Below are 13,739 nucleotides of genomic sequence, written 5' to 3'. Positions count from 1 at the left end.
CTCCACCCCCGCAACTCTTGGAAGGAACCATGGGCACCGCAATAGACAGCTTTGACGTCGCGGGAAGATCAATCATCCGCAGCGGTGACGGCGCCTTCTTTCATCTCCCACCCTCGGCAGGCAGTGGCCAGAACCTGGCGACGGGCATCAGCGACGAACTGCTGCAACGCCGCCAGGCAGGTGCGCGTCCCCTCGCCGGACGGGAGCGAATCGGGCTGGTAGCTCCCGAACCCGTTGCTGCCGCACTCCTGCCGTTGTTCCAGGAGGCCGGGGTGGACGTGGCGGTGAGCGACGACCGGGAGCCCGGGTCCGTAGGACTGGTCCTTCATTTAGCAGCCACGCCCGCCGAGCGGAACCGCTTTGAGGCACTGCCGGGGTGCCGTGCGGCCGTGCTCCGCTTCTACGGAGAAGGCGACCTGGTCTTCGTCGATCCGCTGTCTCTTGAACCGGCAGACCCAACAGGGTGGCAGGTACTCCGGCGCAGGCTCGCAGCCTCACCGGCCGCCGCCGAACTGAGGGCCTGGCTGGATACGCCCGCTGCTGCCGCGGACTTCGCTCCCCATGGGGTAGCCATGGACCTGCTCACGGCCAGACTGCTCACCATCATCACCGCTTGGCAAAGGAATTCGCCGTCACTTGCCGCTCACCGCCGTACGCTCTGGCGGCTGGACACCCTGACGTTGGCAGCCAGCGAACACCCCGTTCTGCCCTTCCCGGAACCCGCCAGCCTGGGCGAGGGCTTGCGGGATCCGCTGCGATGAGACCCGCCACCGCGCCGGATCACCTGGACATCACCGCTGACGACGGCGTTCGACTCACCGCAGACCGCTACCGGGCCCCAATGGAAGGGGAGGTCCAAGGGACGGTCCTGATCCGGACACCCTATGGCCGGACCCAGTACTCGGGCCAAGCCCACTCATGGTGCCGTGCCGGATACGACGTAGTGGTGCAGGACGTCCGCGGGCGCTACGGGTCCGCCGGCGTATGGAATCCCTATGACACGGAGGGCCTGGACGGAGCTGCAACCGCACGGTACCTCGCCGGGAACGGGTTGCTCAGGGGCTCCCTCATTCTGGCTGGAGCCTCCTACGATGCGCACTGCGCAGTTGAAGCCGCCCGGGTTTTGGAAACGGCGGCTGCACCGAAACCCCTGGCCGTGGTGGCGATGGTGCCGGCGCTGGGCCTCTGCGAAACAGCCAGGGAACCTGATGGCACACCGCGCCTGCGGGACCGGATTGGCTGGTGGCACCAACATGGTTTCGGCAAGGAGTCCCGCCAGCCTTTACCTGCCGCAGAGCTCCGGCGGATATACCGGCAGGCTGAGGAGCGCGGGATGGACTGGATGATTCACAACCTCATGGATGACGCCACGTATGGTCCGGGGTCCACCGCTGGTTGGAAGCGGCTCTGGGACGCCACACCAGCCGATCTTCACGCCCTTTATGGCCAGCTGAACACGCCGCTCCTGATGATTTCGGGACAACGGGACTTCTTTGTTGCCGAAGCTGCGAACCTGGTGAGGGCCTGGGGCAGCGCAGCACCGCGGACCTTGGTGGAAACCCTTTGGGGACCATGGGGACACCGACTCGCCAACGACCTCGGCGCCGGAGCCGCCGCAGCACTCCGCCAACAGGGTGGCCTGATGGCCCGGATCAAGGACTTTCTGGCTGCCGCCAGCGGCTGGGATCCAACCGGCGCCCAGCCCGGGCCCCTTGGAGACCGCCGCCCACCAGTCCTCCAGTGGCAACCCGACGACCAGCCACACACATGGCACTGGGCGCCTGCGACCCCCGAGACGTTGCCGCACCACCTGAACAACCACGGAGAATCATGACCACAACAGCCGAAACCCTGGGCCTGCTTCCCTTGCACACCTTGGTGGACGAGCAGACCGGGATCATCCGCAGGGTCCGTCCCGTTCTCACCCCGGAGAACGCCCCACCCGCATACACGTCCATGACCGCGGAGGTATCGAACGCGCGGTGGCTGGGAGACTGGCCCGCCGACCGCGTTTCACTGGGCACCACGTTCGGCGACAGCCGGCAAGCCTGGATCGCGGCCGTCGCCGAAGGCATGGAACGGTACTGCGGCAACTTCATCCCCGCAGACCTCCCGGACCACCACTACTTCACCGGGACGGCCCGTGAGCTGACGGCGTCAGGCCGGGCCGCCGTCGGGCTTGAACAACTGCCGCGATTCGCGGACTGGCAGCTGGAGCGTGCGGCATTCCCCTACCGGAACCTCGACGCCGATACTCCCGCGCTGTGGACAGCATGCAGGCTGGAGTCGGACAGCTCGGACGTGTGGCTTCCTGCGAGCCTCACCCTCCTGAATTGGCGGCAGCGGCGCTTCCGTGACCTCCCGCGGATCCATCATTTGAACTACGCGGGGATCGCCACCGGGCAGGGCCGCGCTGATGCCACGGACAGGGCGGTGCTGGAAACCATCGAACGCGACGCGCTGGAACTGTGGTGGCATTTGGGCGGTCCCACCCGCGGTATCAGGCCGGAGAGTGTTCCCGGACTGGTGGACGCCATGGCCGGTTGCCGGCTGCAGTACTGGGTGGTGGAAATGCCCAGTGAGTTCGCACCCTGCATGGCGGCCCTGGTGTTCGATCCGGACACGGGGCTGTACGCCGCCGGATTCTCCTGCAAGAACGAACCCGCTGAAGCGGCACGCAAGGCAGTCCTGGAGGCTGTCCACACGTGGATCTACTCCCAAGGTGCCACCGACGCTGATGGTTGGGTGTTCCAAGCGGTGGAGGCAGGGCTCATGGCCAAGGGGCTGTACTTGGAACACCGTGAAGACCGTCAATACCTGGACGACGTGGGGCCCGGGTTCGGTTCAGTCCGCGACCTCGGTGCGCATGTTCAGGTGTGGCTTGATCCCCGGACACACGTCCTCGCGGAACGCTTCACCAAGCCCGCGGGTGGGCTGGTGGACGTTGCTGCCGTGGATGACGTGTCCATGCAGGAGCTCTACAGGCGGCTGGAATCGGCCGGTCACGCTGTATATACCCGTGAACTGACCACTCCCGACGTCGCGGTGACCGGCCTGAGTGTTGTCCGCGCCGTGGTGGGAGGGCTGGTTCCCAACGCGCCGGCCGCTTTCGCCTACCTCGGCTGCCCCAGGTTCACCACAGCGGCGTTGGAGCGCGGGTGGCGTGAAACGGCGCCGGCCCTGCCTGAGGACTTCACCCTCACCCCGCCTCCCCACATGTAATGGACGTCCCCCACGTACTCCTAGCCCCAGGATTTGCCCGCGCCTGGAGCCACGAGGTTCCCGGTCCCGTGCAGCCGCCCGGCCCTCAAGGTTCCCCGGCGTCCGGCACAGTTGAGAGCCCGCGGCATGATGGGCTCCCGGTGGCTGCCATGCTGCGGGCCATCTGGTGGAGCGAGGACTTCCACCCGAATCCCGCCACCGGCCTGCCCGGGAAGGTGCGGAAACGCCCAGTGCCGTCGGCCGGCGGGTGCTACCCGGTGCAACTGTGGGTCCTCTGCGGGGAAGGCTGCGACGTGCCGCCCGGAACATACGTGTTTAACGGCACCGGCTTCAACGGCAGCGGCGGTGAGCTGCTACGCCTGCGGAACCACGACGGCGGTACCCCACCCCAATGGGGACTGCGGGCACCCGCGCGGGGCGCCGTCGTCGTGCTGACCGTGCTGCCGCAGCGCACCCTGGCGAAGTACCACCACCGTGCGGGTCCGCTGCTGATCGCGGATACTGCCTACGCGGCGGTGGCCTTGGTTCACCATGCCGCTGCCCGGGGTGTGGACGCCCGGTGGGATGCCGTGGCACCCCGCCGTTGGCCCGGCTCTGTTCCGGAGTTCGCGCTGGCCACGGTCTCTCTGGGAGTGTCCCCGGCGAGGTGCCAGCAGCCCCGCCATGACCGGATCGCCGGGGTTTCGGAGGCGCAGCTGGCTGCCCGCAGGAGCTTTGGGTTATCCCGCTTGCGTGCCCGCGCGGCCGCCGACGCAGGCCGGGTGGTTGGGGAACTCCTGGAGCGTTCCCTCCTTTCCTTCCCGCAGGCAGCCCCTTCGTCCTGCCGTGCCCGGGTCCTGTCCGCGGAGTCGCTCCGTGATCCGGAACTGGCCGATCGATGTGCCGGGCAGTCCTGGGTCAGGAGCCTCGACGCCCTGTTGGTTTTCGAGATCCTGGGCACGCCAACCCCGGCTGCCATGTGGTGGACCGCCACGTTGGCCGCTCATATCCTCTACACCGCGCTTGGCGCGGATCTGCCCTTGGAATTTCGGCCGGTGGGCGGCTGGACCGGTTCCCGCAGCGGCTGGACCACGCTCCACGGACTGGGCGTCGTCCTCCGGAAGCCACGCACCACAAATCACGAAAGGGCCGCGCATGCTGGTCAATAAGAGGCTCTTCCAGATGACGGCTGGCCACCGCGGCCGGCTGGCTGGAGTGACAGCCCTACTCTGCATCACCACGGCGAGCTACTGGTTGCAGGCGTGGTTCCTGGCCCAGGCCTTGTCGGCGCTTGTGGTTCTGGTGCGGGTTCCCGGAAACCCCGACGGCGGCATGTACTGGCCGCTCGTTCCGTACCTTGCCGGGGTTCTCGCGTGTGGCCTGGGGCGCCTTGTGATCCAGCAGTTCCACGCCCGGCTGGCCAGTTCCTTGGGCTCCGGGGTGCGGTTGCAGGTACGCCGGAAGCTGGCCGACAGCCTGCTCCAGCCCGAACGGCTCAGGGATACCTCGGACCGCGGTGGAGCCCGGCGCTTGGCCCTGAGCGAAGGTGTGGACGGAGTGGACAGCTACATCAGCCAGTACATCCCCCACGCTTTCCAACTGCAGATAGTGGTGCCAGCGCTTCTTGTCTGGATCGCGTGGCTGAATCCCTTGTTGGCGCTTGCCTTGGCCCTTGCCGTGGCCGTGGCGGTTGGTGCGCCGAAACTCTGGGGGAAGGCCCTGGCGAAACGCGGACAGCAGCACTGGGACAGTTACGAGGCACTGAGCGCCGACTTCCTGGAGGCCCTCCAAGGGATGCGGACCCTCAAGATCCTCCACGCCGTTCCCCGGACCAGGGCGCGGCTCCATCACAGGTCCCAAGAGCTCCATAAAGCAACCGTGTCCACCATGCGCACGTCGCTGGTGGACACAGCGTTGGCGGACTTCGGGATCCAGGCAGGGATGCTGGCCGCCGCCGCGCTAGCCGCATTCGCAGCGCTGGGGCAGGGGCCATTGCCCGGACCGGAGAGTGCGGCGATCACGTATTTCCTGCTGATGCTCTCGTCGGAAGTCTTCAGGCCGGTGCGGGACCTGGCACGCCAATGGCATGCCGGGTATCTGGGGCTCTCGGCTCTTGGGAGCATCGACGCAGCGGGAGGCGCGGACACTCCCGGTGGCCGTACGGTGTCGGGCGAAGGGCAGGCGCGTTTCCCGCACGGTGCCCCGTCCGCGAACGGTGCCGCTCCCGCGCCCGGGGCGGGTCCCGGCGTCGTGCCTCCCGGTCGTCTCACGCTGGAGAACGTGAGCTTCCGATACTCAGCTGCGGACCCCTGGGTTCTGCGGGATGCGACGGCAGAGATCCAGCCCGGCGGCCTCACCGCGCTGGCGGGGGTGTCAGGAGCGGGGAAGAGCACGTTGTTCGACCTTCTGCTGGGATTCCTGCCGGCAGGGGAGGGACGTATCCGCCTGGACGGTCAACCACTCAGGCCAAGTGACGTCAGCGTGGTCTCACAACGCAGCTACCTCTTTCCGGGGACCATTCGGGAGAACCTCCGTGTGGTGGCGCCTGCTGCTACGGAGGAGGAGATCCAGCGCGTCGTGGAGATTGCCGGCCTGGAAGAGGAGCTGCGGCAGTGGCCCTACGGCCTGGACACCGTGCTGTCCGAAGGGGGTGGATCCGTCTCGGGAGGCCAGCTCCAGCGGCTTTCAATTGCACGGGCGCTCCTGGTGGACAGGCCGGTTCTCCTGCTGGACGAGCCAACGTCCGCCCTCAACACCGAGCTCGCTGGGCGGGTGTTGGAGGGGCTTCGCCGCGAAGCCGGACGCCGGATTGTGCTCATGATCGCCCACCGGCCCGAAGCCCTCGCTGCCGCGGACACCGTACTCCGTCTGGCACACGGCCAACTCCACACACAGCAACAGGAAGCAGCCACGTTATGAGTCTCACCGCACGCACACCCCGTAACCCGCTCCTGGGCCTGGTTCCGCACATGTCCGGCGAGTGGTCAGGGATAGTGTGGACCGCCGTTGTGGGCATCCTGAACAACCTGGCCCTCATTGTCCTGGCGGTTGTGGGTTCCTACGTTGTGGCGCTGGCAGTGATGAGGCAGGAGTCCGCAGCCGCCGAATGGTGGGTTGCCGGGGTGGTGGCCGTGGTGTTCAGGGCGGTGCTGACGTGGCACGAGATGGACATCTCGCACAGCATTGCGTACCGGATCCTGGCCGCGCTGCGCATTGCACTCTTTGACGGTTTCGCGCGCGGTGTCCCTTCCCGCAAGCCGGACCAGCACACCGGAAAACTCGCCGCCACGGCCATGGGCGATGTTGAAAAGCTGGAGTTCTTCTACGCCCACACGGTTGCCCAGCTGGCTGGCTCTGCAGTGCTGTTCGTGGCCGGGGTGGCTGTGGTGTGGCCGCTGGGGCCGGGCCTGGCCGGGGTCTTGCTGCTGGGGTTCGTGGCGCTGGTGGCGGTGATGCTCCCCGGATTGCGCCGGGGCGCCGTGCTGGGTGCGAAGGTGCAGGAGGCCAGGTCCGGGGTGTCGGTACTCGCCGTGGATCTGCTGGCCGGCACCCGCGAGATCCTGGGTTTCGGACTGCGGGAGCACGCTCAACGCCAACTGGAGGACCAGAGCCTGGCAGTGGATGCCGGCCAGCGCAGGCTCAACTCCTTCCTTGTCTTGGCAGCGTCCTTGCGCGAGCTGTGTGTCCTGGGCACCGTGGTGGCGGTCTTTCTTGCTGCCATCTCACAACCCGGGCTGGATCCTGTGTGGCTGCCCGCCCTGGTTGCCGGCACGCTGACTCTCCTGGCTCCGGTGGCCGAGGGCGTTGCCACCGTAACCCAGCTCCAGCCGCACCGTGCCAGTGCCCAGCGCGTTGGGGAGGGCATCAGCCTGCCCTCGGCCGCCACGGTTTCGGGGCCCCTGGTGGAGTTCAACCCGCAGGGGCCGCTGGGTCTGGAGGTCCGGAACCTGCAGTTCACGTACGACGACGGCGCGCCGGCTTTGCGCGCGACGTCCCTGTCCGTGGCGCCCGGCGAGCATGTGGGGATCAGCGGCCCCTCCGGTGCAGGAAAGACCACGTTGGCCCGGTTGTTGGTGCGCCTGTGGGTGCCGGATTCGGGGAGTATCTCGCTGGTGTCGCGCAGCGGGGAGTCCGTGGACGCCTGGGCCGTGGACGAGGCGTCGTTCCGGCGTATGGTCACGTTGGTGGAGCAGGACGCCCCGGTTTTCCACGGTTCCGTCCTGGACAACATGCGCCTGGCCCAGCCCACGGCAACTGAAGCCGACGTCCTGTCAGCCTTGGACCTGGCCGGGCTTCCGTTCGCTGGCGAACGATGGGCGGATGGCGCGGATACTGTGATCGGAGAGCAAGGGGTGAGCCTGTCCGGTGGTGAGCGTGCCCGCTTCTGTTTGGCGAGGGCCCTGCTGATCAAGCCGAAGATTTTGGTGCTGGATGAAACCACAGCCAGCCTGGACCCTGCCTCGGAGCGTGCCTTGGTGGAGGCTGTTGCTGCAATCGCCGGCGACACCACGGTAATCACTGTGTCCCACCGGGAGTCCACTCTGGCCGCATGCCACCGGCGGGTGCAGCTGGGTTAGCCTTGGATGTGGATTGTTTCTCCGGCGTGCGCTATTTCTTGATCGACGATTCGCGTACAACGAGTGTGGGGTTCACGTAGATGCGCTGAGTAGGTCGTTCAGGACCTTCTTCCAGGCGTGCCAGCAGCAACTCCACGGCGAGGCGCCCGACGTGTTGCTTGGCAGGCCGAACGGCAGTGAGGGGAGGTTCCCCGAGATGTGAGCCCTCATCGCCGTACGCAACCACCGCTAAGTCATCGGGGATCACTATGCCATGATGGGAACAAAACTGGGCAAAAGCAACAGCATGAGGGTCCGAGTGGATGATCAGGGCGGTGATTCCAGCACCAATAACTTCCTCGGCCACGAGTTTCAGCAAGTCTTCCCGACGTGGAGCGTCAAAGCTCACCGTTTCATGCACCAGATCGTTACCGTTCGGAATCCCTAGCTTCCCGCAGGCCACCGCCCACCCACGCAGGATGTGACCTGCGGTGGGGGACTCCCGGCTGATGAGTACTCCGATCTTTGTATGGCCTTGGGAGCGTAAATGCCGCACAGCAATTTCAGTCCCGTGCCGATGGTCTGTGGCCACGATGTCTGCACCGCCACTCACCAGGTGGGACGGCGTGAAACGCTCCATGAGCACGTGCGGTTCAGAAAGGCTGCCAATCCAACGCAGCAAATCAGGGCCACCTGGCCCTGAGGTAGTCGGCGCCAACAACAGCCCATGAACCTTCCCCGGCTTAATCAATTTTTCTATCTGGCGGCGGTTGTCCGGCCCGTCATATGCCGAGCCTCTCACCAAAACTGCAGTCTTCTTGGCTGTTGCCGTGGCACGAACTCCTCTGATGATTCCGGGCCAAAAAAACTCCAATGAAGGCACCACGATCCCCAGCTTGTACTTCGACTGGCTGACGGCCGGCGGCCAACCATCTTCATTGGTGGTGCTGAGAAGAATGGCACCACCATGCACCCTGCTTAGGAGCCCACGACGCGCCAGTACCTCGATATCTCGCCGGACGGTCATCTGACTTACCGAAAGACGATTGGCTATTTCCCCGACGCCAATCGATCCTTCTCTGCGCAGCTCGTTCATGACGAATTCATACCGCTGTTCCGCAAAAAGTGTGTCTGGTGCCATCGTGGTCCTCATTCGAGCCCGCTCGGGTATACCGGGGTTTCTGGGGCGCAGGGCTCCCGGGGTGGTGGCAGTCTACCCGGAGGCGACGCTGCTGACAGGTCAAGAATGCCGCCCCGAGGTGGTCATGGGCGGCAGCGCCACTGATGGCGCGGTTGTTTACCTTTGTTTGAGTGTGTGCTAATCGGTTCGCTTCCTTACATTGTGGGGTGGGTCACATGTTTGACTTCGTGTGCCTGCAGAATCCATGCGGGTTTCACTCAAAGGGGAGAAGTTCTTGGCTATGACAAATTCACGCAACGTGCCCAACCCGCTGGAACAGCTCCGCGGTCCTGGCCGCAGAGATGTCCTCCGACTGATGGGAATCGGGGCAGCGGTAGGAGCGGTGGGCTTCACAATCCAGGAGGGCGGCATCGTTGCCAGGCCCGCAAGCGCCATAGCGGGACGGAACATCTACGTCCGGGCCGGAGCCGGGACGGGCACTGCCCAGGACGGCACCACACCGGAGAAGGCCTTCGGGACACTGCAGGCGGCTTCGAACATCACCACGCCCGGTGACACGGTTCTCATCATGAACGGGACCTACATTGACAACGGCAACCCGGGGAACAGCGGGACTTTGAACATCACACGGTCCGGACAAGATGGTCTTCCAATCACCTACGCTGCTTATCCGGGGCATACGCCCGTCATTACGGTGACCCGCGAGTCCTGGGCCGGTATTCGGATCACGGGCGCGGACTACATCACCATCGAGGGTCTCACCCTTGCGGGTTTGAACGCCGAACTCGTTTATGCGGATGCGTACGCTGCACGCTTGCAGGCAACCCCCACATACAACGCCAGCGGCATCAGCATCCAGCTGGCGCAGGGGGATACAAGCACAGTTGGTTCCCACCACATCATCGTGCGCAACAACGTTATTCACAGCTGGCCCGGCGGTGGTGTTGCTGCTGTCAAGGCCGACTATCTGACAGTGAACCAAAACACCATCTTTAACAATGCCTGGTACTCCATCTTCGCCAACAGTGGTGTCTCTACTCTGGTGCCGTCAAACTTCAACACCAACACCGGGAATCGGAACTTCTTTACGAGGAATTTGGTGTACGGCAACAAGTCCAACATTCCATGGCGGGATACCGGCAAAATTTCGGACGGAAACGGCATCATTGTCGATTCCACGCTGGGACTGGAATCGGGAGGGGTCCGCTACCAGGGCAGGACTCTAGTGTCCAACAACGTGGTTTTCAACAACGGCGGTTCTGGCATCCACGCCTACAAGGCCAACAACGTGGACATCATCAACAACACCGGCTACTTCAACTCCGCAAGCTCCACACTGAATTATGGAAACATCGGTGCTTGGGAAAGCCAGAACTGCAATGTCCTGAACAATGTCTCGTACGTGCGGACGGGCAAGTCCACCAACTCCAAGTACAACAACGTCAATGTCCGGTACGACTACAACATCTACTTCAACGGCGCTACCCCAGAGGTGCTGGGGCCGCAGGACGAGGTAGCTAATCCCCTGTTTTACTTCCCATCCACAGTGCGGACCGATTCCGATTTCCGGATTAAGTCCGGCTCGCCGGCTATTGGAACCGGAACCGCCCAACTCGCGCCCAGCGTTGATTTCACCGGAGCAACCCGTCCGGCCGGGGGAGTCGACAGGGGAGCGTATAGGTACGGCGCCACAACCAAGGGCTACTAAACGGTAGCCCTTCCCTGTACGTCTTGGAGGTTCGTGGCGAATCCCGTGGTTGAGGGCTCCAGCAGTAATTTAGGAATTTCATCGACGCTCGTGGCCATCTTCCTAACCTGCGAAACGGCTTAGAACGCGTCCGGATGGAGGCCCTTGGCAATCTGCTCCACGGCGCGGAGGTTGCCCCAGGTTCCGGGCATGACGTCGTCGGAGTTGATGGCCACCAATCGCTGGTTCTTCACGGCGTCTACCTCAGGGAATTTCTCTTGAAGGAAGGTGCGGGTGGCGTCCTCGTGGGCCTTGTCCAAGGTGGTGAACACGATGACCTCGGGGTTCTTTTGCACCAGTGTCTCCGGGGAGATCATGGCAGAGAAGAACTTGGCGAAGGCTTCATCGGACGGGCTGAAGAGGTTCTCGCCACCGGCAGTCTTGATCATGTCGTACTCGATCCCTGCCCCGATGGCCGCAATGGAATTCCCCTCAACAAACAGCTCCACCACGGTGGGCTTCTCCTTGCCTTCCACCTTTGATTCAACCGAAGTCAGCATCTCAGCTGCTTCCGTCCGAACGGCAGACGTACGCTCACCCGCGCCAACTACAGCGCCGACGTTCTCGATATCCGTGAGGATGTCCTTGACCTCGGCCCTGCTCCGGCGTTCCATGCAGCCCGCCGTTGCTATGTAGGACTCAGCACCTGCAGCTTTGAGCTGTTCGATGCTCGCGAAGCCCTGCTCGGCAGTGAATTCATACGCTGTGGGGGAGTAGACGAAATCGGGGTTGGCACCCAACAGGACTTCACGCGACGGCGGCATCTGATCGCTCAGCTGCTGCACGTTACCGCGCTCCTTCAGTTCCGGCAGCAGCTCACTGCCTTTGGTCTGTGCCTCGGCCACTACCTTGTCCGCGGCGCCCAGTTTCACCAACAGCTCGGACTGTCCGGGAGTCATGGCCACCACCCGCTGGGGAACGGAGGTGAAGGTCAGGGTGCGGCCGCAGTTCTCGATTGCTCCCGCGGGCTGCGCGGCGACACCAGCATTGTCCGTGGCAGGTGTTTGGCTGACTGCTTGACCGCAGCCGGACAACAGGATTCCGCTGAGTGCCATCACGCTCAGGACTGCACTGGTTTTGGGCAGGGTGGATTTTTTCATGGATGTGCCTCCGGTTGGGTTGTATCGGGTGATGGGTACGTTCAATGGCGGGCGGCGGAGAAGTCCGCATCCTGGCTAGGTGGGGGTGTCTGATCCGGCGTCTTCGCTGCGATGGCGATCAGCGCCCGCCCGGTCAAAGGATGCTCCAAGGTCCGGGATTCCACACCGAAGCAGCGGCGGATCAGTTGGGGGTCCAGCAGTGTTGACGGCGGCCCGAAAGCCTGCAGCCGCCCGGACTGCAGCACTGCCACCTGGTCACAGAATTCCGCCGCGAGGTTCATGTCATGCAGGGCCGCCAGCACAGTCCTTCCCCGCGAAGTGACCAGATGCATGAGCTCCAGTTGGAAGGCGACATCGAGGTGGTTGGTAGGCTCATCCAGGACCAGGACCGGTGCTTCCTGAACGAGTGCCCGCGCCAGGAGGACCCGCTGCTTTTCCCCGCCGGACAACCCCGCAAAGTAGCGGTCCGTCAGGGAGGAGGCTCCGACGTCGAGCATTGCTTGGTGGACGAGGTGGTGATCCCGGTCCGAATCGGCACCGAATCCGCGCTGATGCGGGGCTCGGCCCAGCATCACAACCTCGCGGGCCGTCATGGGAAAGTCCTGGCTGGATTCCTGGGCCATCACGGCCACTCGGAGCGCGACCTGCCGGGAGTTGAGGCTGCGGACATCCTGGCCGCCTACTGTGACGGTCCCCGAGGTGGGTTTGTTCACCCGGTACAGGGCACGCAGAAGAGTGGATTTGCCGCATCCGTTGGGGCCCAAAATGCCAACCACGGAGCCGCTGGGTGCAGTAAAGGTGACGTCGTGAACCACGGGAGTGCCGCCGAGGGCGATGCTGACGTTGAGGAATTCCACTTTCATCGCTTGATGCCTCCCCTTACGGCGCCGTTGCCGCGCATGAGCCATAGGAAGAAGGGCGCTCCCACGGTAGCGGTGAGAATGCCTAAGGGGATCTCGGCCGGTTGCGCCACCGTGCGGGCCAGCAGGTCGGTGAGTATGAGGAAAAGGGCCCCGCCAAAGATGGTGACGGGCAACATGCGGCGGTGATCTGAGCCCACCAGCATGCGCGCGGTGTGCGGCACCACCAAGCCAACAAATCCGATTCCGCCGCACACGGCAACCGTGGTGGCAGTCAGTAACGCGGTGGCCAGCAGGAGTGTTCGACGCAGCGATTCAACGTTGACGCCCAGGGCCGTGGCCGTTTCGTCGCCGGCCAGGAAGGCGTTGAGCGCGCGGGATCGGAACATCGCGAAGACGCTGATGGCCACTAGTGCCACGCCCGGCAGCAGCAGTTGCGGATAGGTGGCTGCGGAAACGCTGCCCAACAGAAAAAACAGCACACTGTAGACGTTCTGGGCGTCGGTGGTGATGGTCAGGAAGTTGGTGACCGCGGACAGCAAGGAGCCCAACGCCACGCCCGCCAGGATGAGCCGGGAGGGTGCAATCACGCCGTCCTGTTTCGCGAGCAAGTACACCAGTGCCGTCGCGGCCGCAGCTCCCGCGAAAGCCGACGCATTCAAGCCCAGCCCGCCAACCGCCGTCGAGCCTGCCACGATGGCCAGAACGGCTCCCACTCCCGCCCCGGCTGAAACACCCAGAATGTAAGGCTCAGCGAGTGGGTTGCGGACGTTCGCCTGGAGGAGGGCCCCGGCCAGCGCCAGGCTGGCCCCGGCAATGCCGGCCAGGAGCGCGCGGGGGAGCCGGAAGCTCCACACGGCTTGGTCCTGGGACACGGTGAGTGAGCCGTCGGACATCCATGGCAGGCCAGGGATCAGATGCCCGGACATGATCTGCAGCGATTCAAGGAACGTTGTTTGCAGTGGCCCGGTGCTGCCCGAGACCACCAGGAGCGCCACGATTCCGAGCACCAGCAGGGGTATCAGCAATCGTTCAAGCGCTGACCTGCGTGGGCGGGCGGGGCTGGCTGATGGGGCGGGGCGGTTGCCACTGACTGGGCGTTCGAGGTCAGCGGTCATGGAGGAGTCCAATCAC

Annotated in this window: 11 protein-coding genes; 7 read left to right on the top strand and 4 right to left on the bottom strand. The window is 64.5% G+C overall.

The features are described from left to right. The first annotated feature begins 29 nt into the window (after positions 1-29). Genes ABIE35_RS12855 through ABIE35_RS12830 form a run of 6 tightly spaced genes read left to right on the top strand, consistent with a single transcriptional unit; the run spans position 30 to position 7,778 of the window. Positions 30-761 (top strand): hypothetical protein, encoded by a 732-nt coding sequence (locus tag ABIE35_RS12855; protein ID WP_354515436.1) that lies wholly within the window; start codon positions 30-32, stop codon positions 759-761. Beyond that, complete coding sequence (locus ABIE35_RS12850) at positions 758-1,834, top strand: CocE/NonD family hydrolase (RefSeq protein ID WP_354515434.1); 1,077 nt, start codon at positions 758-760, stop codon at positions 1,832-1,834. The genes ABIE35_RS12855 and ABIE35_RS12850 overlap by 4 nt, the downstream gene beginning before the upstream one ends. Continuing rightward, positions 1,831-3,222, top strand: coding sequence for a YcaO-like family protein (locus ABIE35_RS12845; protein WP_354515432.1), 1,392 nt, complete (start codon positions 1,831-1,833; stop codon positions 3,220-3,222). The genes ABIE35_RS12850 and ABIE35_RS12845 overlap by 4 nt, the downstream gene beginning before the upstream one ends. Next, complete coding sequence (locus ABIE35_RS12840; protein ID WP_354515431.1) at positions 3,222-4,370, top strand: nitroreductase family protein; 1,149 nt, start codon at positions 3,222-3,224, stop codon at positions 4,368-4,370. Before ABIE35_RS12845 ends, ABIE35_RS12840 begins: the two co-directional genes overlap by 1 nt. Beyond that, positions 4,357-6,120 (top strand): ABC transporter ATP-binding protein/permease, encoded by a 1,764-nt coding sequence (locus ABIE35_RS12835; protein ID WP_354515429.1) that lies wholly within the window; start codon positions 4,357-4,359, stop codon positions 6,118-6,120. Before ABIE35_RS12840 ends, ABIE35_RS12835 begins: the two co-directional genes overlap by 14 nt. Next, positions 6,117-7,778: an amino acid ABC transporter ATP-binding/permease protein gene (locus ABIE35_RS12830; RefSeq protein ID WP_354515428.1), complete on the top strand. Its 1,662-nt coding sequence runs from the start codon at positions 6,117-6,119 to the stop codon at positions 7,776-7,778. The genes ABIE35_RS12835 and ABIE35_RS12830 overlap by 4 nt, the downstream gene beginning before the upstream one ends. A 31-nt stretch (positions 7,779-7,809) precedes the next feature. Here the strand turns inward: ABIE35_RS12830 and ABIE35_RS12825 are convergent, their stop codons facing one another. Further along, the gene (locus ABIE35_RS12825; RefSeq protein WP_354515426.1) at positions 7,810-8,898 is read right to left on the bottom strand and encodes a LacI family DNA-binding transcriptional regulator; all 1,089 of its coding nucleotides are present in this window, start codon (positions 8,896-8,898) and stop codon (positions 7,810-7,812) included. A 280-nt stretch (positions 8,899-9,178) separates the two neighbouring features. Between ABIE35_RS12825 and ABIE35_RS12820 the strand changes: the two genes are divergently transcribed. Continuing rightward, complete coding sequence (locus ABIE35_RS12820) at positions 9,179-10,606, top strand: right-handed parallel beta-helix repeat-containing protein (RefSeq protein WP_354515424.1); 1,428 nt, start codon at positions 9,179-9,181, stop codon at positions 10,604-10,606. 119 nt (positions 10,607-10,725) lie between these two features. Here the strand turns inward: ABIE35_RS12820 and ABIE35_RS12815 are convergent, their stop codons facing one another. The 3 genes from ABIE35_RS12815 to ABIE35_RS12805 are packed head-to-tail and all read right to left on the bottom strand — an operon-like array spanning position 10,726 to position 13,723. Continuing rightward, positions 10,726-11,745, bottom strand: coding sequence for an ABC transporter substrate-binding protein (locus tag ABIE35_RS12815; RefSeq protein ID WP_354515423.1), 1,020 nt, complete (start codon positions 11,743-11,745; stop codon positions 10,726-10,728). A 41-nt stretch (positions 11,746-11,786) separates the two neighbouring features. Further along, positions 11,787-12,608, bottom strand: a complete 822-nt coding sequence (locus tag ABIE35_RS12810; protein ID WP_354515421.1) for an ABC transporter ATP-binding protein — start codon at positions 12,606-12,608, stop codon at positions 11,787-11,789. Continuing rightward, entirely contained in the window at positions 12,605-13,723 is a 1,119-nt protein-coding gene (locus ABIE35_RS12805) for a FecCD family ABC transporter permease (RefSeq protein ID WP_354515419.1), read from the bottom strand. Before ABIE35_RS12805 ends, ABIE35_RS12810 begins: the two co-directional genes overlap by 4 nt. Positions 13,724-13,739 lie beyond the last annotated feature (16 nt).

The sequence above is a fragment of the Paenarthrobacter sp. 4246 genome (assembly GCF_040546855.1).
GTDB lineage: Bacteria > Actinomycetota > Actinomycetes > Actinomycetales > Micrococcaceae > Arthrobacter.
This window is presented reverse-complemented; position numbering and strand designations above follow the sequence as displayed.